This window comes from Amycolatopsis sp. NPDC050768 (assembly GCF_040654155.1).
Lineage (GTDB): Bacteria > Actinomycetota > Actinomycetes > Mycobacteriales > Pseudonocardiaceae > Amycolatopsis.
Window position 1 is genome coordinate 114,594 of the sequence record NZ_JBFAHL010000005.1, and the last position, 21,436, is coordinate 136,029.

Here is a 21,436-nt window from a genome sequence, read left to right on the forward strand (position 1 = left end):
CATCTTCATCGACGAGGACAACGGCACGCCGGGGACGGTCCCGGCTCGGCCCTTCGCCGAACCCGAATTGGCCGAACCGCCCGGCGCCGCCAGCGAGGACGATGAGACCGTGCTCCTCGTGCTGAGTACCGCGTCCGTAGACCAGATGTCCCGCCTGCGCAGGGGAAGCGACCAGCGCGGCCCCGCTCACTGCGACCTGCTTCGGGCTCGCCGCGTGCCCGATGACCGAACCGCTCGAGCTGCCCACCGTCCGGGACACCGTCAAGGCGAAAGTCTCGTCCTACACCCTTCCCGCAGATGGTCCTGCGCCTCGGCTGGGCACCCGCCAACGCAGACTCGCTGCCAGCCATCCCGCGCCGTGACTTGGAAGACGTCGTGACGCCCCTCGACACGGCCGAAGATCACCGAGGAGGTCGCCATGGAGCGGCTCAGTCCCCTCGACGCGGCGTTCCTGGAGATCGAGGACGAGGACCCGCACGCGACTCTCGCGATCGCGTCGCTGGCGATCCTGGCCGGCCCCGCCCCGGCGCAGGACGAGTTCGCCGCGGCGATCACCTCCCGGCTGCCCGGCGTCCCGCGGTGCCACCAGAAGATCCGCCGTGTGCCGTTCGACCTCGGGCCTCCGGTGTGGGTCGACGACGAAGCCTTCCGCCCTGAGGACCACATCGGCCGGTTGGCCGTGCCGGCACCCCATGACGAGGCCGCCCTGGGCGAGCTCGTTGCACTGCTCATGGACGAACGGTTCGACCGCGACGGTCCGCTGTGGCGGTTCTGGGTGATCGAAGGGCTCACCGGTGGCCGGTGGGCCGTGCTGTCCAAGGTCCACCACAGCCTCGCCGACGGTGTCGCCGGCATCGGCTTGCAGCGGGTGCTATTCGGCTCGGCGCCCCCATCCGCCGAGGACGCCGAACCCGCGCCGGACCCCGGTTCGCTGCGGCTGCTCGCGTTCGCGCTCGGCGACCTTGTGACCAGCCCGTTCAGCGGGCTGGGCCATCTGGCCCGCAGCGCGCTGCACCCCCGCGCGCTCGCCCGCCGCGCTACCGACGTCGCCCGGGGGTTCGCCGCGCTCAGCACGGCACTCATGCCCGTCGCCCCCACTTCGCTGAGCGGGCCGCTCGGCCGGCGGCGCGGTTACGCGTTCACACGCGCCGCGCTGGACGACGTGGTCACCACCGCGAAGGCGTTCGAGGTCACCGTCAACGACGTCCTGCTCGCCGCGGTCAGCGGCGCCTTGCGGGAGCTGCTCGTCCGCAGCGGTGAGGAACCCGCCGCCGACAGCGTCCGCAGCCTCGTGCCCGTCGCGGTACGAGCCGGGCACGAGTCCGAGGTGGACAACCGGGTGTCGCTGCTGCTGCCGCTGCTGCCCGTCGACCTGGCCGATCCCGTCCAGCGCCTGATCCGGGTGCACCGCAGGGTCGCCGCGCTGAAGGACAGCCGCGAGGCCATCGCGGGCGAGTTCGTGACCACATCGGCAGCGCTGGGCCCGTTCGCCGCATCGGCGTGGGCGATTCGCGGCGCCGCCCGGCTTCCCCAGCACAACATCGTCACGGTGACCACGAACGTGCCCGCTCCGCCCGGTGAACTCACCGTCACCAGCCGCGAAGTGCTCGAGCTCTACCCGTACGTGCCGATCGCCCTGCGCCTGCGCACCGGGGTCGCGATGCTGACCTACCGGGGCTGCGTTTTCTTCGGCGTCACGGTCGACCGCGCGACCGTGCCGGATCCGCGGTTCCTCGCCGACGCGGTCGTGGCAGAGCTGGATGCGCTCAAGACCGCCGCGGTCTCGGCATCGAGGGCCGCCACGAGATCCCGCGGATCCGGCAGCCCGCGCCGGTCCATGCCGAAGCCGAAGCGGACCTGACCGGCGTAGCTGAACTCGCACACCGTGATCGCGTGGCGGTCGCCGCACGGCGCCCAGCCCACGATCCCCTCGACGGGTGCCCCTGCCGTCGCCATCGACCCGCGGGGCCGGGCACGTTGGCGAGCACGCCCACCGCCTTGGCGGACAGGAATGCGCTCAGCCCCTCCGACACCGGTCCCGGGGTACGGGCGACGACGTATTAGAGCCCGTAGTTCACCACCGGTTCGTAGGATTCACAGATCCGCGCGACGCGCCAGTGAGTCTCGGCGAGCCGTTCCCCGAACGTCCGGCCGCCCAGCGGCAACCGCGCGAACACCAGGGAAAAGTGGTTGCCGAGCCGTTCGGGGAGTTCGGCGTCGAATCGGGACTGCCGGCGATCCACGCGACCCTCGATCATCGCCTGTCCAACGCACTGATCGAGTCGACCAACACCAAGATCCGGCTGCTGACACGTCTGGCGTTCGGGTTCAAACACCCCCACGCCCTGATCTCCCTCGCGCTCCTCGCCCTCGGCGGCTACCGCCCCGAACTACCCGACCGCACCCACACATAGATCAACAGAGCCCGAAAAAAGGGGACCCATGACCGGCCCGAACCCGGTCGACCGCGGCAAGTCCGGATCGAAGATCCATGTTCTGTCCGACCGGGCCGGTCTGCCCCTGGCGGTCGCGGTGTCCGCCGCCAACACCAACGACTCCTACGCCCTCAAACCCCTGGTCATGGCCATCCCGTCGATCAGGTCCCGGCGCGGACCCCGCCGCCGCAAACCCGGCAAGCTGCCCGCCGACAAGGCCTACGACCAGGCCGACCTGCGGGACTGGGTCCGAGACCGCGGCATCGCCGTGCGCATCGCCCGCAAAGGCATCGAGACCAGCAAGAAACTCGGCAAACACCGCTGGGTCATCGAATGATCCATCGCCTGGCTCTTCGGCTACCACCGACTCGCCATCCGCTATGACCGCTACGCCAACCACTTCTGCGCCTTCCTCACCCTCGCTGCCACCCTCACCTGCTACAAGAAACTCACCAAATGAGACACGCTCTAAACCGCTGTTTGTTGGATCTACGGTGTCGGTTCGTCCAGTCTCGGACAATGAGTCAGGAACTGAGCCAAATCGGAGCTGGATCGCGGCCACTGATGATCCGCTGTGGACTACTGTGGTGGTTGCGGCGCGCCGTAGCCACCACCGCCCGGGGTTTCGACGATCAATACGTCACCAGGGCGGACCTGGGCCGAATCGGCTCCCGCGAGGTCGGTGACGGTGCCGTCGGCGTGCCGCACGTGGTTGCGACCGAGCGCTCCGGGCGAGCCGCCCGCCATGCCGTAGGGCGGGACCTTGCGGTGGCTGGACAAGGTGCTCACGGTCACGGGTTCGGTGAACTCGAGGCGGCGAGTGGCGCCGTCGCCTCCGTGCCATCTTCCGCGGCCGCCGCTGCCGCGGCGGATGGCGAATTCCCGCAACAGGACGGGGAAGCGCCATTCAAGTACCTCGGGGTCGGTGAGCCGGGAATTCGTCATGTGCGTCTGCACCGCGGACGCACCGTCGAATCCCTCGCCTGCACCGGAGCCGGACGCGAGGGTTTCGTAGTACTGGTGACGTTCGTTGCCGAAGGTGACGTTGTTCATCGTCCCCGAGCCTTCGGCCTGCACCCGCAGAGCGGCGAACAACGCACCGGTGATCGCCTGAGAGGTTTCGACGTTGCCGGCGACGACGGCCGCGGGATAGGTGGGCGCGAGCATCGAGCCCTCCGGGATGATGATCCGCAATGGGCGCAGGCAGCCGTCGTTGAGCGGGATCTCGTCGGCGACGAGGGTCCGGAACACGTACAGCACCGCGGCGTTGGCGACCGAGGACGGTGCGTTGAAATTCGTGTCCAGCTGGGGCGAGGTACCGGTGAAGTCGATGGTCGCACTGCGACTCGCGCGGTCCACTGTGACCCGCACGGCGATGATCGCGCCGGAGTCCATACGGTACCGGTATTCACCGTCGCCGAGCGTGTCGATCACACGGCGGACAGCGTCCTCGGCGTTGTCCTGAACGTGCCGCATGTACGCCTGGACGACTTCGAGTCCGAAATGGTCGATCATCTTGCCGACCTCGTCGACACCTTTCTGGTTGGCGGCGATCTGGGCACGTAGATCGGCGAGGTTCGTCTCCGGACTGCGAGACGGGTAAGGCAGGTCGGTCAGGAGGCGCAGCGTTTCACTCTCGCGGAACCGGCCGCTTTCGGCGAGCAGCCAGTTGTCGAACAGCACCCCTTCTTCGTCGACCTCGCGGCTGTGGGCCGGCATGGAGCCAGGCGTGATACCGCCGATTTCGGCATGGTGCCCGCGAGAGGCGACGAAGAACAGAATGTGCTTGCCCACGGCGTCGAAGACGGGGGTGATGACGGTGATGTCCGGCAGGTGCGTGCCGCCGTGGTAGGGATCGTTGACCGCGTACACGTCACCGGGTTTCATCTCGCCGGCGCGTCGGCTGACCACCTCCTTGACGCTGGTCCCCATCGAGCCCAGATGGACGGGGATGTGCGGCGCATTGGCGACGAGGTTGCCGTCCGCGTCGAACAACGCACACGAGAAGTCCAGCCGCTCGCGGATGTTCACCGACTGGGCCGTGGCTTCCAGCCGGGTGCCCATCTGTTCGGCGATCGACATGAACAGGTTGTTGAAGATCTCCAACAGCACCGGATCCGACGCAGTCGCCGCGTCCGTCTCATCCGGCGCCGCCACCCGCTCGGCGACCAGGTGCCCGGACCTCGTCATCGTCGCCCGCCAGCCGTCGTCGACCACGGTGGTGGCGTTGGCCTCGGCAATGATCGCCGGCCCGGTCAGAATATCGCCGGGGCACATCCGCTCCCGCTGCCGCAACGGCACCTCGCGCCAGGCTCCCTGGGTGCAGAGGGACGCGGTGTCGCCCAGATCGGCGGCGTCGGGAGTCTGCTCGCCCAGCTGGGACAGATCCGGTTGTTCGGTCAGTCCCGTGGCCTCGACGGAGATCGCTTCGGCGATCAGCGGACGGTCCATCAGAAACGAATACGTCGCTCGGTGGCTTGTCTCGAACTCGGTGATCATGGTGTCGAGTTCGGCCAGTTCTACTGGCACCGCGGTGTCAGTGCCGTCGTAGCGCACCTGCACTCGACGGACCGCTCGGATCCGCTCAGTCGGGATGCCCTCGTCGAGCAGCTCGAAACGCGCGGCCTCCTCGAGGGTGTCGGCGACCTGCGCCAGCTTCGGCAGCGCCGCGGCGTCGAGCCTGATCTCGACGGACTGTTCCCGCATCGCGGTGGTGTCGGCCAGCCCGATCCCGAGCGCGGAGAGCACGCCGGCCATCGGCGGCACGAGCACCGTGCGGATACCGAGTGCGTCCGCCACCGCGCAGGCGTGCTGCCCGCCCGCACCACCGAAAGTGGTCAGTACGTACCGGGTCACGTCGTGTCCCTTTTGGACGGAGATCTTCTTGACCGCATTCGACATGTTCGCCACCGCGATCCGCAGGAACCCCTCGGCGACCTCTTCCGGTGAGCGCTCATCACCGGTCTGTGCCCGTACCTCGCCGGCCAGTTCGGTGAAGCGGCGCCGCACAACGTCACTGTCCAACGGCTGGTCCCCGTCGGGGCCGAACACAGCCGGGAAGTGTGCGGACTGTACCCGGCCGAGCATGACGTTGGCGTCGGTGATGGTCAACGGTCCGCCGCCGCGATAGGAGGCCGGGCCGGGGTCCGCGCCGGCCGAGTCCGGGCCGACGCGATAGCGGCTCCCGTCGAAGTGCAGGATCGACCCGCCCCCGGCGGCCACGGTGTGGATGTCCAGCATCGGGGCGCGCAGCCGGACCCCGGCGACCTGAGTGGTGAACACCCGCTCGTACTCGCCGGCGTAGTGCGACACGTCGGTCGAGGTACCACCCATGTCGAAGCCGATCACATGGTCGAATCCCGCCAGCGCCGACATCCGCACCATGCCGACGATGCCCCCAGCCGGGCCGGACAGGATGGCGTCCTTGCCACGGAAATGCCCGGCCTCGGCCAGTCCCCCGTTGGACTGCATGAACATCAACCGGACGCCGCGCATCTGAGCGGCCACCTGGTCGACGTAGCGACGCAACACCGGGGACAAGTAGGCGTCCACCACCGCGGTGTCTCCGCGAGGCACCAGCTTCATCAGCGGACTGACCTCGGACGACAGCGAGATCTGGGGAAAGCCGATCTGCTCGGCCAGGCTGCCGATCTCCTGCTCGTGGGCCGGGTACAAGTGGCTGTGCAGGCACACCACCGCGACGGCGTGAATCCCGTCGGCGTACGCCTGCCGCAGCCCGTGGCCCAGCTGGTCGAGATCGGGCGCGCGCAGCACCGTGCCGTCGGCGGCGATCCGTTCGTCGACCTCGACGACACGCTCGTACAGCATCTCCGGCAGCACGATGTGCCGGTCGAAGATCCTGGGACGGTTCTGGTACGCGATGCGCAGCGCGTCGGCGAATCCCCGCGTGATCACCAGCAGCGTGCGCTCGCCCTTGCGTTCCAGCAGTGCGTTCGTCGCCACCGTAGTGCCCATCCGCACCGTCTCGACCCGCTCGACCGGCACCGGCGCATCCCCGCTCACCCCCAGCAGCACCTTGATCCCAGCCACCGCCGCGTCGCGGTAGCGCGCCGGGTTCATGGACAGCAACTTGTGCGTCAGCAGCTGCCCGTCCGGCCGCCGCGCCACGATGTCGGTGAACGTACCGCCCCGGTCGACCCAGAACTGCCACTCCGCATTCGCCACACCGGCTCCCTTCACCGGTCACCAGGCCCCTCCCACCGAGCCTACAATCGTCAGCGGTGGCGGACACGCCCGCGCGTTCCGCACCGAACAGCCGGTGACTCACGCTTTTCGGGTTGTCAACAGCGACCGGCAAGCGAGGTGATCCGAAGTGACAGCCCAGACGATCGGTGTCTACACCGAGGACACCCCTGGCGAACGGCGCGTCGCCCTCGTGCCCGCGGCCGTGAAACGAATCCGAGGGCTTGGCTTGGACGTGCTGATCGAGAGCGGCGCCGGGCGACGGACCGGAATCCCGGACGACAGCTACACCGCGATGGGCGCGCACCTGGTACCGCGTCAGGACCTGTTCGACACCGCCACCGTGCTCGCCGGCGTGAGGCTCCCGGTCAACCCGTTCGGGCATCGGTTCCGCCGTGGACAGGCACTGCTCTGTCTCATGCAGCCGCTGCGCATCCCGCTCCGGATCCGCGATTGGGCCGATCAGGGACTCACCGCGATCGCGCTGGACCTGCTTCCCCCGACCTTCGTCAGCGTACCTCCGGCACACGCCGGATCGGAGGACTACGCCACGATCCTCGCGGACCTGCTCGAGCACCTGGTCCGCGACGGGGCACTCACCATCGACCTGAGCGACCCCCTCCAGGCCACGATCGTGGTGACCCATGACCGGCACGTCCTCAACAGCGCGGTGTGGCGGCGGATCCTCGCCGAGACCGCGATCGCCGGGCTGCCGTGAAACTCACGTCGTCGCTGTGTCCACATCGAGCAGCGCTGCGCGGCGAGCGACCGCCATGGCATGCCAGGCGAAGCGTTCGTAGCAGCGCGCCACCAGGGTGAGATCGACCGCCGCATCCGCGTCGATCGAACCACCTCGAGACAGCAGGCGCCGGTACAGCAACCGCTGCGCACGGTCCGCTGACGCGTCGAACCCGGCTAGCTCCGCGATCCCGACAGCCCCACGCGACTCCACAACATCGGCTGCCTTGACAGTCATATCGAGGCAGATCCCGCTCACCTCGCGCAGCACCTCCCGCAGCGCCTCGGGGATGGATGACCAGGAACGCCGGGTCCGGGCGATGTCGGCGACCTCCCTCGCCAGCTGCCCCATCTCCTCGGCCTCGGCGTTGATGTGCACGGCCGCAATGGTCGCGGGCAACAGCTTCGGCTCCGCCGAGCAGCGACGGACGGCCAAGGTGTCAGTCACATGGCTGTCAACCTCACGCCGCAGCGCATCGACCGCCCGGTAAGCGGTGTTCAAGCTGTCGCCCAGGGAAGCATCCGGAGCAAACACGGCCTCGGTCGCGCGACTCATCGCGTCGCTCGCCAAACCGACCAGCTCAACCAGCTCCGTGCTCGCCCGGTCCACCTCCCAGGCCAACGTTTCCTGGTTCACGAGCAACCTCCCGCCATCGCGGTGAGCCACGATGGACGACGCTACTCCGCCCCGGCGAGGTCACCAAGGACACGGACAGAACCCGCCGACCATGCGCCAAGCATCAACGATGAGCGGGGGGACGAACTCCTCACCAGCCGGACTGAGGGTTCCCGGCACGGACGAGAGAATCTATTCCTGGCTTCCCAGTCCGCAGGGCTGAGTGGTGCCAGCGTCCGACACGTGGAACATTCGCCCGTTGATGACTTCTATCGGGATCCGCACGAAGTGTGAACGTTCTCCACCGGGCCATGGCCGGTGGCGGGGCTCGGCCAGCGCCACCAGTTCGTCGATTTCGGTGATCGGATTCGCCTTGCCAAGCACGACAACACTCCATCCGGTGCGGGTGGCGAGGTCGATGCTGTCGACCTCGAACGCGACCACTTCGTCGCGGAGCTTGGCAACCGACCCGGTGCGGCTGCTCCGGACGATGATGTTTCCCTCGTGCACGGAGAAGTTGACCGGCCGGATGGCAGGCAACGCGTTCTCGGTAAACACCAGCCTGCCCACAGGCTGGGTCGACAGCAGGTCGATGCATTCCCGCGTGGTCAAAGGGCGCAACTCGGTCATCGTTGATCCCGGTAGTCGGCGGAAAAGTGAGTTCACCGTCGAGTGTGCGCGGCTGCAGGCAGCGGGGTCAGGGCAAGAAGTCCCTGACTCTCGGGACAGTCGGCCAGCATCGGGCCCGCTGCTGCGGTATCCAGCCGTGCACCTCGCTCATCGACCTCGCACAGGTAGGGTCCGCTGGTGGCGGCGGCCGGCGACACGCGAGCGCATCGCTGGAACCCGCGGGTGATCTCAGCGCCTGAACTTCAGGGCGACGGAACTCACGCGGTCGGCTTGATCAGATGCGGGCAGGCCACTTCGACGGTGTGTGCGTGTGCCCGGCAGGCCTTGAACCGCTCGGGATCGGGCGAGATAGCTTGATCGTCCTTGGCAACCATGTACCAGGAGGGATCGACTTCCATCGCCCAAGCGGCGATGCGCGCCCACCGCTGATCCGCGGGCCAGCGTCAGACGAACGACGCGATGCGCGGGCGGCACCGTGACACCGAACGACGGCGGCAGATACCGCCAGGCGCACCCCCTGGTCAACACGAACACGATCGCCGTGAAAACCTCCCGGTCATCCACCCGCGCCGGCCCACCGCCCTGCGGACGAACCCCATGCTCCGGAATCAGGGGCTCCGCCAGCGCCCACAACTCATCCGGCACCAGCCGCCGAGACAGATCATCCACAACCCAAGATCATCCACCAAGACCAGCCAAACCCCTACTGAGACACGCTCTTAGCCGGTGGCGAAGAAGTCGAGGTAGGCCTGGGCCAGGGCGTCGGGGTTCTCCCACGCCATGTTGTGACCGGACGCGGGGATGACGACGCCGCGGACGTCGCGGCAACAGGCCCGGCGGCGCACAGTGCGACGCCGGTAGAAGACCCATCGTGCGCAGCTGGGGAGTCCTGATCGAGGCCGAAACCCCGCGACCAGACCGCGAGAGGTATGCCGCTGTGACTGCGCGGTCGGTCGGCCTTGTCGTCACGAATTTCCGCCCCACCCGAGTGACTAGACGCCACAATGCTCCTGTGACAGCCGAGCACACTCTGCCCATCGACAGCGCCGCCGAGGCGTTGCTCGCCAAGATCGACGCACGGCGATGGTCCGTCAGCGACCTGAGCGCGCAGCAGGCCTGGGCGGCGTTCCTGGACTTCGCAGCCCTTCGTTTCGACCTCCCTGACGAGCCAGATGCCGACGGCCTGCTTTACCAGTTCGGTGTCTACGACTTCACCGGTGAGCCGGCCTTTCACCTGGACCCGACGCGTCAGCTTGCCCTTCGCGAAGAGCAGTACGTCCAGGTCCATCTCGACATCCGATTCGCGCTAGACCCCTCGCTCGTCGCACTCGGCCGACACACCGAATGGTGGTTCAGCGAGGACGACACCGCCGTGGACGACTGGGCGGGGGCCATCTCACTCCGACCGGAGTGGTCCGTCCTGAACCAGCTCAAGCCGACCTCGATCGACATCTACCAAGACGAGATCTGACCCCGCCGAGCCGACAGCCAGTCGAACTCAATGCCCCATCTTGGGTGTGCTCTGGCATTTCCATGGCCGGCGCGCGCTGATCCGCGTCGGCGAGCTGCGGCAGTAGTTCGCGGAGATCGGCAAGCGCGCTGCCGTCGCCGGCCAAAGTTGTCGGTGACTCTGGCTATGATGCGGCGCCGGACGGAGATCGTGAGGGACTCGCGGCCTTGGGGGGTGGGTGTGAGAAGGTCCCCCGCATCGGGGCCGGGGACTGGATTGAATCCGTGTCCCCGCCCCCCAACTAGTCCCTCGTTCGCGGAAATTGGCAAGCGCACCACGTCGTTGCGCGAGGCCGCCGAGCACCCCGAGTCGTGACCTACCAGCTGATTTACGACTTGACGTGGACGTCGACAGTGATGTCGTCGGGGTTGAGGTCGAGGGCGGCAGCGATGGATTCGCGGGCCATGCGAGGTGCGTCCTTGAGACAGCGGGCCTGAGTTAGCCCGTCGATCTCGGGGATGTGCACCATCCACCATTTGCGCCACCATTTGCCCTCGCGGATGACGGTGACCTGGTAGTGCTTCACTGCTGTGCCCCCTCTTCGATCGCGGTGGGGGCCAGGTGTCGGGTGCCGCCGAAGACTTCAGCCCGGCACCCCAAGATTTCAGTGGGCGTTGCAGCGGGACGCCGAAGGGCTGAGTCGATCAGGCTGCGTCGTTGAAGATCCTCCGCTGGACCTCAAGGGAGCGACGCAGGTCCACGACGGGAGCGTCCGCCGAAGTCGGGGTCGACTCAGGCGACTCATCCAGATCGATCGAGTTCGCCTGGGCCAGCTGCCGCGTGTAGTCGATGACAACCTGGACCAGGGTCTCGTACTGCTCCGCAGAGAAGTCGACCGTGATGTTGCCGCTCTCGGAGTACGCCTTAGCCGCATCAAGATCGGCGATGAGGCGGTCGATGATCTCGGCATCGAGGCTCTGGTTGCGGACAGCCTCGCAGCAATCAACCAACGACGCCGGACAGCTCCAACGTCGAGCCGACCGCCACCAACTGCACCGACCGCCAGCAACGCGCTGCCGTCTCCCGGTCGGAAGCCTGGTCGAATCCCTGTGACCTGACGAGGCGGAAGGCGCCGAGTTCAAAGACTCATACACGGCGATGACTACGGCGTTATACGCCCTCGTCGCCGGTGCCTCGGCTGCGCTGTTCGGGCGAACGTAGCCAGGCTCACCGTCATGAACCCGGAACCGGTGCATCGGTTCATCGTGCCCCCTCCCCGACCACTCCCCGGGCCAGCGCCATCCTCAACAGCGACGGTGGACGCGCTCGCGCAGTGGATGACCACCAGCAGACCTACCCAGCCCTCTCCCCCACCCCACCGCGACGGCGGGCTGCGGTTCGCCTTCTACGGCCGCACCTCAACCCTGCGCCACCAAGACCGCGTGTCCTCGCAAGGCTGGCAACGCGACACCGCCGACGACCTCGTCACCAGCCACGGCCAGATCGTCGCCGACTACTTCGACGCCGGCACCTCCCGCCGCACCCCGTGGCCGCAGCGACCCCAAGCTGCCCAGCTGATGGCAGAGATTACCAACCCCGAGCCGGCGATCGATGCGATCGTGGTCGGTGAATACGAACGCGCCTTCACCGGAAGCCAGTTCGCCACGATCTACGCCTGGTGCACCCGGTACGGCATCCAGCTCTGGCTACCGGAAACAGAAGGTCCAGTAGACCTCGGCAACCGCGACCACCGAGCACTGCTTTCCCTGCTAGCGACCCAGTCGCAACGCGAAGTACTCCGCGCCCGACACCGGGTCCTGGCCGCGATGCACAACCAAGCGACCCAGCAAGGCCGCTACCTCGGCGGACGACCCCCCTACGGCTACCAACTCGTCGACGCCGGACCGCACCCCAATCCCGCCGAGGCTCGCTGGGGCCGACGACTCCAACGCCTCGCCCCCGACTCACGCACCGCACCCCACGTGACACGGATGTTCCAGCAACGTCTCGCCAGGCACACTGTCGCCAGCATCGCCCGATCACTCAACGAACGCGGCATCCCCTGCCCCTCCAGCGCCGACCCACAACGCAACCGCCACCGGACCCGCGGCACCTGGACACTGCGCACCGTCGCCGCCATCCTCGCCAACCCCCGCTACACCGGACGCCAAACCTGGAACCGCCGCGCCACAGGGTCCACCGATCCCAGCTCAACACCCGCGCTGTCGATCAAGCTCGCCCACCCAGCCCTCGTCACCGAGCACGACTTCGTCGCTGCTCAGCAGATCCGGGCGGCGCGACCATCCAACGACGGCCGGACCCACCAGTTCGCCCTCGCCGGCCTCATCCACTGCGGCACCTGCAACCGACGTCTGGACTCCCACTGGAACCACGGACGCCCCACCTACCGCTGCCGCCACGGCCACACCAGCACCCGAGGCCCAAACCAGGCTCGGCCGAAGACCTTGTACATCCGAGAAGACCATCTCATCGATCAGATCAGCATCCAACTCGAAGACCCGACGACCCACGGCGGCCACACCGGACCTGGATCCGACCGAACACGACGCAACCGCATCGCGACAGCGCTACGCACATCGGCAACGTTCGTCATCTGCGACAGCACCGGTTGGCGACTCGAAACGATCAACTCGATCTGAGCCACACGCCAGCCAGAACCACCAGGATCGCGTTTCGCGATCCGTGGGGTAATACTGTGTCCGAGACTCGAACCCCCACGTATGGGAGATCTCCCAGCTTCTGGGAGATCATGCCGTCAGAGTAACTGACGCGACGCGCGTCTTGCGAACGCCCCTCCAGCCTGCAACTCTCACTGCGTGGTCGGCTGCGAGCTGCGTGGACGAGGCACCCATCACGCCTCCACGGTGATGGGGCGAATATGGCCGGCCAGGCACTTCGGTGAGGTCAGAACCATGACGCTCCTCCTCGCTGAGCTCGTCACCGCCGACCCGGCTGGTCACGAACTCGTGGGCGGTCGCGGCGATCGCCGCGACGGCCTGGCCCAGGTCCTTCAGAGTTATCAACGGGTCGTCGTTGCGCTCGCCAGCCAGCGCGATCCGCGCAGCCCCTCCGCGGTGCGACCTATCCGGAACCGGGGAGCGCTGCCAAGAGCCGCCGGCACGCCTCCTCACACCGCCGGCACGCCTCAGCGCAGATGCGGCAATGTTCATGGTGCGCAGCGTGCAGCTCGCACTCCTCGGCGCATGCAATACAAGCGGCAAGGCAGGCCTCCACGGCTGCCCGGGTGACGGTCAGGTCAACAGCTGTGCGACGCGATAGGACGGTTGCTGTCGCGGCACACACGTCAGAACAATCGAGATCTGTGCGCATGCACTTGATCAACGAGACGATGTCAGGTTCCGCCATGCAAGCATCGGCACACGCGGCGCAGGCCTGGAAACAGGCGAGGCATTCTTCAACGCACTCGATCAGTGCGTCGTGGTAGACCGGCCGGGAACTCGGGTAGACATCGGCCATCTGTTTGACAACCAGGGGCATGATGCGATCCGTCCGTCGTCTTGAGCTGGGTTCGGTATGTAGCAGCGAAACTAACTCGCAGGAACACTGCGGCGCTAGAGCTTGATGGTCTTACCGATCAAGCCTAACGAGGCATTGTTACTGAGCGCGCCTCAAGCAACTCGGCACGCCATTGGGTGGGGAACGCGCGACGCACGAACCCCGCGGTCGTGGCGACGAACAACGACGCGTCCTCGCCGGTGACCATGTGCATGGCCCACGTCGCCAGGTCGTTGCCGCATTCGGCCGCGATCCCGCGCACGGGCATCTCCGATAAACGCGGGTGCCTGCTCACGCAGCACCTGCCGGCGAAGCACGTCCCGCCGCACGAGGGCCAGGCCGCGGCCGTAGCTGATGCGCAAGGCCTCGGCCAACGTCGTTTTGCCTGAGCCGTACAGTCCGCACACGACCAGGCGCGTGGTGTTCTCGTGCCCGATGGGTCACTCATGCCGCAGGTCCTCGACCGATCGGTCTCGCGAGATCGCGCGGGAGAACGCCTCGCCGGTGCCGGGCCGGCTGGGCAGCTACGACCCGTTCGACAACATCACTGATGTCTTCTCTCCCCACAGGGTTTTGCAGCTACTGCTGCACGACCTGATCGACGCTGTTCCCGGTGATCGTTGCGTTGTTCGCGATCACTACGTAATCGTGCTGGGATTTCAGGCCTTCCTGATGAGGACCACGGCCTGGCCCGCGAGTCCCTGCTCGGCTCTAATCGCCTCCGCGTCGGTCCCAGGTCGGCAGTCCCGTGCCGGTTCGTTCGGCGACCATGTACTCGGCGTACCAGTCGCGCCAGTTGATGTCACGCTCGCCGGTGCGCTTCCCGTGCTCACCGTGCGCGGCCTCCGCACGGCGCAGAGCCGCGGCGAGGTCGCCGGCCGACGAGAACCTCGCCTCTGCCGGGTCCACCCGCCCCGGCAGGCGGCTCGTGATCTCCCGCAGCAGCCACTGCTTGCCGTCCGGATCGGCGAACGTCGCGCGTGACCGGTACGTCCCGCGGTCCGGATCGAGGCCCGCCTCGCGTCCACCGGGCCCCTCGTGGAAGATCTCCTCCACCTCGACCCCGGCGGCTACCAGCGCGTCCCGCGCCGCCACGATGTCCGCGACGATCAGGTACCCCTTGGCGGAGCCGGGCTCGGCCTCGGTCAGCGCCGCCCCGAACTGCACCGAACACGCCGATCCGGGCGGCGTGAACTGCAGAACCCCCGGCGGGTCACGTCCAGCCGCCACCCGAGACGCCCGTAGAACTCCTTCGCGCGCTCCACGTCGGCGACGGGAAGCACCAGCACCTCACCCCTCACATCGACACGCCGCACGTCCTCAACAGCTATCCATCCTCCCCGGCGAGACAAGCGCCCACCGTAGCCGCGAACCACGCCGCCGCCGACACATGCGGGCCCGGCCATCTCTCAGCTGAACTGCTCCAAGCTGAGCCATCGCCTGCGCCAGAGCGACCGGGTGGACGTCAGTCCGTACTCGAAACCCTGAACGGGACTATACAGTCCAATCCTGAGGTTTAAGCTTTCGCTGGGAGATCACCATAACCGACAGGAGTAACGAGATGACCGACGAGACCGTTCGGAACCGGCGGGCCGACAGCTCAGCCCACGAGGCCCTCGCCAAACTGGCTCGCCAGGGCGCTGATGCCTTCGGTTACCGAGCCGAGTTGCGCATCGACCGCCAACTTGCCCAGCTCCTGCGCCTGAGGGTTTCGCAGCTCAACAACTGCGTCTATTGCCTGAACCTCCACTACGAGGCAGCCCGCGCCGCCGGCATACCCCGACCGGTCATCGACACCCTGACCGCCTGGTGGGAGACCGACTTCCACGACGACGCGGCACGCGCCGCCCTCGCCTACACCGAGGCGCTCACACGCGTCGCGGATGCGCCCATTGCCGGTGGTTTCGGTGCCCGGCACGACACTCTCGCCGAGCATTTCTCGCCCGAGGAGATCCTCGAGATCATCGGTATCGTCATCAACATGAACGTCTGGACCCGGCTCAAACTGGCCGAAGGCGCCGTGCCCATCCTGACCGCGCGCGCGAACTAGCGCTCTCACCGCAGTCGGCAACTCCGTCATTCCGGCGACGCCGGAATGACGCCAGCTCACACAGCTCGCCACCTTCGAGACCAGTTAAGCGGACCGCACCCACTGGGGTCGGCACCCCGCAGGAGCGCGATCGTCTTCCTCCTCTCGTCCGTCTCGAACTGGACCACGGGCGCCATCGTCAACGTCGACGACGGGGATCCCCGCCAGGACGGCGAACTGTGGTGGCGGGCCGCCCGGCCGGGGCTTGCTTCCTCGTGACGGCGGAGCCGCGAGTGGGAGCACCTCCCCCACGTCCACTGTGGAATATCCGGAGCCGGGCAGCGTTGCGGCCTTCAAGCCACCCGTCCAGCTGCGCCCCCTTCCGCACGGCAGCGCGGTCGGGCTCATGTGCCTCCTGCTCCTGCCGCTGGACTCCCGCTGCCGCGGCGGTAACGGGAATGTCCAGCCCCACCACGAAGACTCCCGGTCACACCCACCGGCCCCATCGGCACCGCGCGAGCAGGATCGAGTGCCCCTGTTCCCGCGACCGTGCCAGCTCCCCGCTCCGCCGACGAGGACGACGTGGCCGCTGCTCCAGCGTGGCATCACGATTTGCGCGACTTGGTCGTAGTACACCTCGTCGTCCGGCGGGCAAGCGGCGAGCACCCGCGGCGCGATCCAGCCGAGCCCCCGATACTCGCGCCGGAGCGCGGCGGCGCGGTCAGCGGGCAGCGTCGGATCCGGGGTGCGGTGGACCGCGAAGACGGCGACCCGGCCGTCACGGAGCCCGTAGCAGCCGAGTTGCGCGCCCGTGCTGTCGGAGAGGCAGAACCGGTCACGAACCAGCGGTTGCACCTTCGGGTCCTCGAACGTGAACGCCGCGGTGTGGAAGTCGAGGTACTTGAAATAGCCGTGCTCGGGACCGAACACCAGCCCGCGGACAGTCGAGTGCACCCCATCGGCGCCGACAAGCAAGTCGGCCTCGTAATCGGTTCCCTCGGCCATGCCCACCCGGACGCCGCTCTCGCGGTCGGAGACGGCGGTGACCTCCGCGCCGAACCTGAGTTCGACGTCGCCGGGCAGGCTTTCCCGCAGCGCCAGCTCGAGATCCGGCCGCATGATGCTCAGCAGCCGCCCGCCGACCGGCTTGGCGAACGCGTCGTGCCGGATCACGGCACGCTGCCGGCCGGTTTCGTCGTAGTAGCCGGCCTCGTCGACCGCGTAACCGAGCTCGCGCAGCCGCGGGAGGATGCCCATCGCCTCCGCGGCGTCGTATTCGGGGCCCATGAAGTCGATCATGTAGCCCTGGGCGCGTGGGGCCGGTGCGCGCTCGAGCATCACGACTTCCCAACCGTGCCGCGAAAGGCACTGTGCGGCGGCCAGGCCGGCGATCCCCGCACCACACACCACGGCCTTCATGATCCCGCTCCGTCGAGGCGCAGCTCGACCATCGGCAGGTCGGTGTCCCGCTCGCTGATCGTCGTGCCGAGAGTGTTCTCGAGGATCGTCTTGAAGCGGCGCCAGGCTCGCCGGTGCTCGCTCACGTAGACCGCGAGCACGGCGTCCGCCTCCGCGGTGGGCAGCCTCCGCGCAGTCGCCGGCGACAGGCCCCGCGCTCCGCTGGCGACCCGAACCCGAGGCTCGGCGACGACATTGCGGTACCACTGCGCCCGGTCGCCGAAGCCGGACGCCACCACGTACGTGTCCGGGGCTGGGTGTCCGACGACTTCCAACACGACCGTGCGCCGCGCACCGGTCTTGCGGCCGACGTGCTCGAGCAGGAGCAACCGGGAACCGAGGAGGAACCCGAGCCGGGCGCGGTAGAGCCAGATGGGGGCACGCATGAGCCGCCGGTTGCGCAGCAGCCGGGCGCCCGTGCGTCCGATCATGCCTGAGGCGAAAGGTGATGGGGCATCGGTCATCTGCCGACCTCGATTCGTTGTCGGAGGAAGGGTTTGTCAGCCCGGCCCGGCCGCGGGGTCGCCAAGGCCGTCGCGGTAGACCGCGAACACCTCGGTGCCCCAGCGGCGCATCCCCTCGGCCGACAGCGGGTCGACGCCGAGCACATCGCGCAGTCGGTCGCGCAGGATCAGCACGGCGAGGTCGTTGACAAGCAGGAACGCCGCACGCACCTCGGGATCGGCACCCGCATTCGCCAGGCCGGCCCGCGCCATGGCCGTGAGCACGTCGCGGCTCAGCGCGTGGAGCTTGCCGAACAACGCGGACGCCGCCGGCCCACCGGCGAGCAGCAGCCGACCGAGGTATCCGGGGATGGCCGAGTCGGCCGGAAGGTTGCCGGCCACCGCCTCGACGAGGCTGGGCACTGCCTCCGGGTCGAACGGGTGGTCGCCGCTCGGGGCGGCGGCCTCGGCGAGCGCAGCCGCGAAGACTCGCGCCACGTGCTCGTCGACCGCGGCACGCAGCCCGTTCTTGGACCCATAGTGCCGGATCACCAGCGCCGGCGAGACGCCCGACGCCGACGCCACCTCACGGACCGTCACCGCGTCCGGATCGCGCTCGCCGAACAGCCGCAGCGCCTCGTCGCGGATCCTCGCCTTCGCCGTCCGGTCGTCCGGAAGTGAACCCATGTTTATCATTGTAAACCGATGTTCACCGTGGTGGTCACGAGGATGATGCCGAAGGAATCCGGCAGGCGACGTCGCACCGTCTGCGGGTCAAGTCGACGCGTCAGCGCTGCCCCCCAGCTATCCCCACAACGTGACCCTCGAGCGGGCGGCAGCGTCATCATGGCCCGCGCCGAACCGGGTGGCTGCAAACACGTCACGGCGGCCGCCGGCGAACAGACCGCGCAACAGGTGGTCGTGCTGATCACCGTTACGACCGCGCCTTCCGGGCAGCGGTGCCCGCCGTACGTGCGCGAACTGTCGCTGCCGGTGCCGCTGACAGAACCGCGCGGCCCGAAACTAATACTGCGTCCTGGTTCAGGATGTCGTGCAACGCGGTACGGCGCGCATTCCGTCGTAGAGGCATGCGGTACTTGACGAAGCTGGTCGGCGCAGTCTCGGCCCTCGTCACGGTGATGGCCTGTGGCGGCCCGACGACCCAAACCCCACCTGGCTCGGGCGGCGTCTCTGGAGCGCCGAGCGGCACCATCTCGACCTCGCCGCCCTCGGCGTCTTCGCCATCAGCCAGCCCGCCTGGCGATTCGCGGTACGACGTACCTGCGGACAGCACGCCAGTGCCGGCGGGGCAGGTCGACGCGGCCGCTCTGCCACCCAGGTTCCCAGCCGAGGCGTACATCACCAACGGAGGCACCGTCCTCTACGTCCGCGCGATAGAGGGCGGTTGCCAGCACGCCCTCGCGGAGGTGACAGAGCAGACCGCACAGCACGTGGTCGTGGACCTCAGCCAGACCAAGGTCCCACCCGGCCAACTCTGCACGAAGGATCTGCGCTACCCGTACCTCCCCGTGACGCTCGCCGCACCGCTTGGCGATCGCACCGTGGTACTGACTCAGTCGCCACCCCGGTGACCAGGTCCACGGCCGCTGAGCGACACCGCCTGAGCGGAATCAGCGGCGAAACAGTGAGCTGACGATGGCCTTGCGACCGCCGTGAGTTGAGGCGCGCAGGAAGATTATTTCTTTGCCGCCGTAGGTGTGTGGTACGGGGAGCCGCACTGGACGCCGGTGACCGTAACCACGCCGACCATCATCGCGGCACGGAAGCCTTGTTCGGTGACGACGTCGAGGACGCGCTCGTCGAACTGGTGCACCCGAACCATGAGGCCCGCAGGTGTGCTCACCGTCGTGGCCGAAGAGGCGGCGATGAAGCCATCAGCGGCAAAGAGGTTGGCCTGGTAACGAAAAGCAGCGCCGGCACTCCGCAACAGGGGCCAGTTTGGCGTGGACGTGTGCGGTGCCCGGTGTTTCCTACGCGCGGATTTGCCGGGTCAGCGGTCTTGGTGGTGGTTGGAGAAGCGCAGGGCGAGGACCACCAGAACGAACACCACGATCACCATCACCGCGACGATGAGTTGGTTCATGCGAGCTCCTTCGTCCGGTGTGTGTCTTCAGGAAAGCACGAAATAGCGCAGCCAGAGGTAGGGTGCCGCGACGAGGACGGTGATGACGGTGATGATCGCGCCCTTCTTGGTGAACTCCCAGAAGGAGATCGGTGAGCCGGAGCGGGCGGCGATGCCGAGCATGACGACGTTGGCGCTGGCTCCCACCGCGGTCATGTTGCCGCCGAAATCGGCACCGAGAGCCAGCGACCACCACAGCGCCTGTGAATGCGCCGGGTCAGGGATGTCCTGCGCAAGAGCCAGCACGAGCGGGCTCATCGTGGCCACGTACGGGATGTTGTCGATCACTCCGGACAGCAGTGCGGAAACACCCAGAATCAGGAACACGGCGAGGAGTGCGTTGCCGCCGGTGGCCTCGGCCGCGAGGTGCGCCAGGTTGTCGATCACACCGGTCTTGACCAGCGCGCCGATCATGATGAACAACCCGGCGAAGAACAACAGCGTCTCCCACTCGACCCCGGCGAGATACTGCTTCGGCTGCGTGCCCGAGACGAGAACGAGCACCCCGGCACCGAGCAGTGCGACGACCGACGGGTCGAGGTGGATCACCGAGTGCAGCACGAACCCGGCGAATACGAACAGGAGCACAAAGCCGGATTTGAGCAGCAGTTTCGGCCGTTGGATCGCTTCGCGTTCGTTGAGTGCCATCACGTCGGCGACCCGGGCCGGGTCGGCCGAGAAGGAACCGCGAAACAGCCACGGCAGCACCAGGACGAGCACCACGAGCTCGAGGGCGACGATGGGCGCGAGGTTGACCAGGAAGTCGTTGAAGGTCAGGCCGGAGCGGCTGCCGATGATGATGTTGGGCGGATCGCCGATAAGGGTCGCCGTCCCGCCGATGTTGGACGCGACGACCTCGGCGATGAGGAACGGTGCCGGTCTGATGCCGAGCCGGTCGCACACCAGCAGGGTCACCGGGGCGATCAGCAGCACGGTCGTGACGTTGTCGAGGAACGCCGAGGCGACCGCGGTGATGAGCACGAGCAGGATCATGATCCGCAGCGGTGAACCCTTGGCGCGCTTCGCGGCCCAGATGGCGACGAACTCGAACACCCCGGTACGGCGCAGGATGCCGACGATGATCATCATGCCGAGCAGGAGGAAGATGACGTTCCAGTCGACGCCGGTGTCCTCGGAGAAGAACGCATCGGCCGATCCGCTGACCCCGGTCGCGAGCACGACACCGGCTCCGGCGAGTGCCGCGGCCATCTTCGGGATCTTCTCGGTGGCGATGAACAAGTAGGCGATGACGAACACGGTGACCGCGATGACGGTGCTCATCGCGGCACCGCCTGGGTCAGCGCAGCGCGAGCTCCAGCAGGCGCGAGGCGGAAACAACGCCGAGCAGCGTCCGGCCGTCCATGACGGCGACGAGCGGGCAGCGTAGCCGTGCCATCATCGCGGCGACCTCCACCACGGTGTCGTCCGCGTTCGCGCGCGGCAGCTCCGTGGGCTCGGCCGGCAGCAGTTCGCGGACGGTGCGGCCGCCGAGCCTGTCGGCCACCCGATCGGCCATCGACTCGTTCAGCACCCCGGCCAGGGCCGGGTCGTCCACCACGTACCGGGGCACCAGGAACTGCACTACCTGTGAGGCCGGCAGCACCGATTGCGGACACCCGGTCGAGTCGGTCACCACCAGGCCGGGCAGCCGCTGCTGAGCGAGCAGCCGCACCGCGGCCAGCGCATCGGAGTCCAGGTCGACGACCGGGTACTCCTCGGCCATCTCGGCAGCATGCATTCGCCCAGGTTACGAC

General features: G+C 67.7%; 21 protein-coding genes and 5 pseudogenes. 10 read left to right on the plus strand and 16 right to left on the minus strand.

Annotated features, from left to right (window positions below; all coding sequences use genetic code 11):
- Nucleotides 1–25: 25 nt before the first annotated feature.
- A pseudogene (locus tag AB0H62_RS16570) lies at nucleotides 26–390 on the plus strand (NAD(P)H nitroreductase); the annotation flags it as partial.
- A 28-nt stretch (nucleotides 391–418) separates the two neighbouring features.
- Entirely contained in the window at nucleotides 419–1,861 is a 1,443-nt protein-coding gene (locus tag AB0H62_RS16575; RefSeq protein ID WP_220241587.1) for a wax ester/triacylglycerol synthase family O-acyltransferase, read from the plus strand.
- Here AB0H62_RS16575 and AB0H62_RS16580 read toward each other — a convergent pair.
- A pseudogene (locus AB0H62_RS16580) lies at nucleotides 1,846–1,956 on the minus strand (WS/DGAT domain-containing protein); the annotation flags it as partial. The gene AB0H62_RS16575 and the pseudogene AB0H62_RS16580 overlap by 16 nt on opposite strands.
- A gap of 278 nt (nucleotides 1,957–2,234) precedes the next feature.
- Here AB0H62_RS16580 and AB0H62_RS16585 point away from each other — a divergent pair.
- A pseudogene (locus tag AB0H62_RS16585) lies at nucleotides 2,235–2,414 on the plus strand (transposase); the annotation flags it as partial.
- Nucleotides 2,415–2,427: 13 nt separating this feature from the next.
- Nucleotides 2,428–2,895: pseudogene (locus AB0H62_RS16590) on the plus strand (IS5 family transposase); the annotation flags it as partial.
- Nucleotides 2,896–3,014: 119 nt separating this feature from the next.
- Here AB0H62_RS16590 and AB0H62_RS16595 read toward each other — a convergent pair.
- Complete coding sequence (locus AB0H62_RS16595) at nucleotides 3,015–6,620, minus strand: hydantoinase B/oxoprolinase family protein (RefSeq protein ID WP_220241588.1); 3,606 nt, start codon at nucleotides 6,618–6,620, stop codon at nucleotides 3,015–3,017.
- A 148-nt stretch (nucleotides 6,621–6,768) separates the two neighbouring features.
- Here AB0H62_RS16595 and AB0H62_RS16600 point away from each other — a divergent pair, with 148 nt between their 5' ends.
- Nucleotides 6,769–7,356 carry a hypothetical protein gene (locus AB0H62_RS16600; RefSeq protein WP_220241589.1) on the plus strand — a complete coding sequence of 196 codons (588 nt, stop codon included), beginning with the start codon at nucleotides 6,769–6,771 and terminating at the stop codon, nucleotides 7,354–7,356.
- Nucleotides 7,357–7,359: 3 nt separating this feature from the next.
- Here AB0H62_RS16600 and AB0H62_RS16605 read toward each other — a convergent pair whose 3' ends face one another.
- The 5 genes and pseudogenes from AB0H62_RS16605 to AB0H62_RS16625 all read right to left on the minus strand — a co-directional run bounded on the left by AB0H62_RS16605 (nucleotide 7,360) and on the right by AB0H62_RS16625 (nucleotide 9,467).
- Nucleotides 7,360–8,013: a hypothetical protein gene (locus tag AB0H62_RS16605; RefSeq protein ID WP_220241590.1), complete on the minus strand. Its 654-nt coding sequence runs from the start codon at nucleotides 8,011–8,013 to the stop codon at nucleotides 7,360–7,362.
- A 171-nt stretch (nucleotides 8,014–8,184) separates the two neighbouring features.
- Nucleotides 8,185–8,622, minus strand: a complete 438-nt coding sequence (locus AB0H62_RS16610; protein ID WP_220241591.1) for a pyridoxamine 5'-phosphate oxidase family protein — start codon at nucleotides 8,620–8,622, stop codon at nucleotides 8,185–8,187.
- Between the two features lie 257 nt (nucleotides 8,623–8,879).
- The gene (locus AB0H62_RS16615) at nucleotides 8,880–9,020 is read right to left on the minus strand and encodes a hypothetical protein (protein ID WP_255638886.1); all 141 of its coding nucleotides are present in this window, start codon (nucleotides 9,018–9,020) and stop codon (nucleotides 8,880–8,882) included.
- A pseudogene (locus AB0H62_RS16620) lies at nucleotides 9,001–9,291 on the minus strand (transposase); the annotation flags it as partial. The pseudogene AB0H62_RS16620 and the gene AB0H62_RS16615, both read right to left, overlap by 20 nt.
- Before the next feature lie 50 nt (nucleotides 9,292–9,341).
- On the minus strand, nucleotides 9,342–9,467 hold the full coding sequence (locus AB0H62_RS16625) for a hypothetical protein (protein WP_255638121.1): 126 nt from the start codon (nucleotides 9,465–9,467) through the stop codon (nucleotides 9,342–9,344).
- 167 nt (nucleotides 9,468–9,634) lie between these two features.
- Between AB0H62_RS16625 and AB0H62_RS16630 the strand changes: the two genes are divergently transcribed.
- Nucleotides 9,635–10,093, plus strand: coding sequence for a hypothetical protein (locus AB0H62_RS16630; protein WP_220241593.1), 459 nt, complete (start codon nucleotides 9,635–9,637; stop codon nucleotides 10,091–10,093).
- A gap of 367 nt (nucleotides 10,094–10,460) precedes the next feature.
- On the opposite strand, the gene AB0H62_RS16635 is transcribed toward AB0H62_RS16630, so the two are convergent.
- Both AB0H62_RS16635 and AB0H62_RS16640 read right to left on the minus strand, forming a co-directional pair.
- Nucleotides 10,461–10,658, minus strand: a complete 198-nt coding sequence (locus AB0H62_RS16635; protein ID WP_220241594.1) for a hypothetical protein — start codon at nucleotides 10,656–10,658, stop codon at nucleotides 10,461–10,463.
- Nucleotides 10,659–10,776: 118 nt separating this feature from the next.
- A complete protein-coding gene (locus AB0H62_RS16640) occupies nucleotides 10,777–11,082 on the minus strand; it encodes a hypothetical protein (RefSeq protein WP_220241595.1) in 306 nt (101 codons plus the stop codon).
- Between the two features lie 306 nt (nucleotides 11,083–11,388).
- On the opposite strand from AB0H62_RS16640, the gene AB0H62_RS16645 reads away from it, so the two are divergent.
- On the plus strand, nucleotides 11,389–12,732 hold the full coding sequence (locus AB0H62_RS16645) for a recombinase family protein (protein ID WP_255638122.1): 1,344 nt from the start codon (nucleotides 11,389–11,391) through the stop codon (nucleotides 12,730–12,732).
- 1,047 nt (nucleotides 12,733–13,779) lie between these two features.
- Complete coding sequence (locus tag AB0H62_RS16650) at nucleotides 13,780–13,998, plus strand: hypothetical protein (protein WP_220241596.1); 219 nt, start codon at nucleotides 13,780–13,782, stop codon at nucleotides 13,996–13,998.
- A gap of 322 nt (nucleotides 13,999–14,320) precedes the next feature.
- Here AB0H62_RS16650 and AB0H62_RS16655 read toward each other — a convergent pair whose 3' ends face one another.
- Entirely contained in the window at nucleotides 14,321–14,839 is a 519-nt protein-coding gene (locus AB0H62_RS16655; protein WP_255638123.1) for a glyoxalase, read from the minus strand.
- Between the two features lie 331 nt (nucleotides 14,840–15,170).
- Here AB0H62_RS16655 and AB0H62_RS16660 point away from each other — a divergent pair, with 331 nt between their 5' ends.
- Nucleotides 15,171–15,659, plus strand: a complete 489-nt coding sequence (locus AB0H62_RS16660) for a carboxymuconolactone decarboxylase family protein (protein ID WP_220241597.1) — start codon at nucleotides 15,171–15,173, stop codon at nucleotides 15,657–15,659.
- A gap of 84 nt (nucleotides 15,660–15,743) precedes the next feature.
- Here the strand turns inward: AB0H62_RS16660 and AB0H62_RS16665 are convergent, their stop codons facing one another.
- From AB0H62_RS16665 to AB0H62_RS16675, 3 genes are all read right to left on the minus strand, one after another.
- Nucleotides 15,744–17,057, minus strand: coding sequence for an FAD-dependent oxidoreductase (locus tag AB0H62_RS16665; protein WP_220241598.1), 1,314 nt, complete (start codon nucleotides 17,055–17,057; stop codon nucleotides 15,744–15,746).
- Nucleotides 17,054–17,527, minus strand: coding sequence for a nitroreductase family deazaflavin-dependent oxidoreductase (locus AB0H62_RS16670; protein WP_255638124.1), 474 nt, complete (start codon nucleotides 17,525–17,527; stop codon nucleotides 17,054–17,056). Before AB0H62_RS16670 ends, AB0H62_RS16665 begins: the two co-directional genes overlap by 4 nt.
- A gap of 69 nt (nucleotides 17,528–17,596) precedes the next feature.
- Nucleotides 17,597–18,226 (minus strand): TetR/AcrR family transcriptional regulator, encoded by a 630-nt coding sequence (locus AB0H62_RS16675; protein WP_220241600.1) that lies wholly within the window; start codon nucleotides 18,224–18,226, stop codon nucleotides 17,597–17,599.
- A gap of 740 nt (nucleotides 18,227–18,966) precedes the next feature.
- Between AB0H62_RS16675 and AB0H62_RS16680 the strand changes: the two genes are divergently transcribed.
- Entirely contained in the window at nucleotides 18,967–19,131 is a 165-nt protein-coding gene (locus AB0H62_RS16680; protein WP_255638125.1) for a hypothetical protein, read from the plus strand.
- A 104-nt stretch (nucleotides 19,132–19,235) separates the two neighbouring features.
- On the opposite strand, the gene AB0H62_RS16685 is transcribed toward AB0H62_RS16680, so the two are convergent.
- The 3 genes from AB0H62_RS16685 to AB0H62_RS16695 form a co-directional block, all read right to left on the minus strand.
- Nucleotides 19,236–19,487 (minus strand): hypothetical protein, encoded by a 252-nt coding sequence (locus AB0H62_RS16685; protein WP_220241601.1) that lies wholly within the window; start codon nucleotides 19,485–19,487, stop codon nucleotides 19,236–19,238.
- A 183-nt stretch (nucleotides 19,488–19,670) separates the two neighbouring features.
- Nucleotides 19,671–20,963, minus strand: a complete 1,293-nt coding sequence (locus tag AB0H62_RS16690; RefSeq protein ID WP_360586741.1) for an ArsB/NhaD family transporter — start codon at nucleotides 20,961–20,963, stop codon at nucleotides 19,671–19,673.
- A gap of 16 nt (nucleotides 20,964–20,979) precedes the next feature.
- Entirely contained in the window at nucleotides 20,980–21,420 is a 441-nt protein-coding gene (locus AB0H62_RS16695; protein WP_360586743.1) for a CBS domain-containing protein, read from the minus strand.
- Nucleotides 21,421–21,436 lie beyond the last annotated feature (16 nt).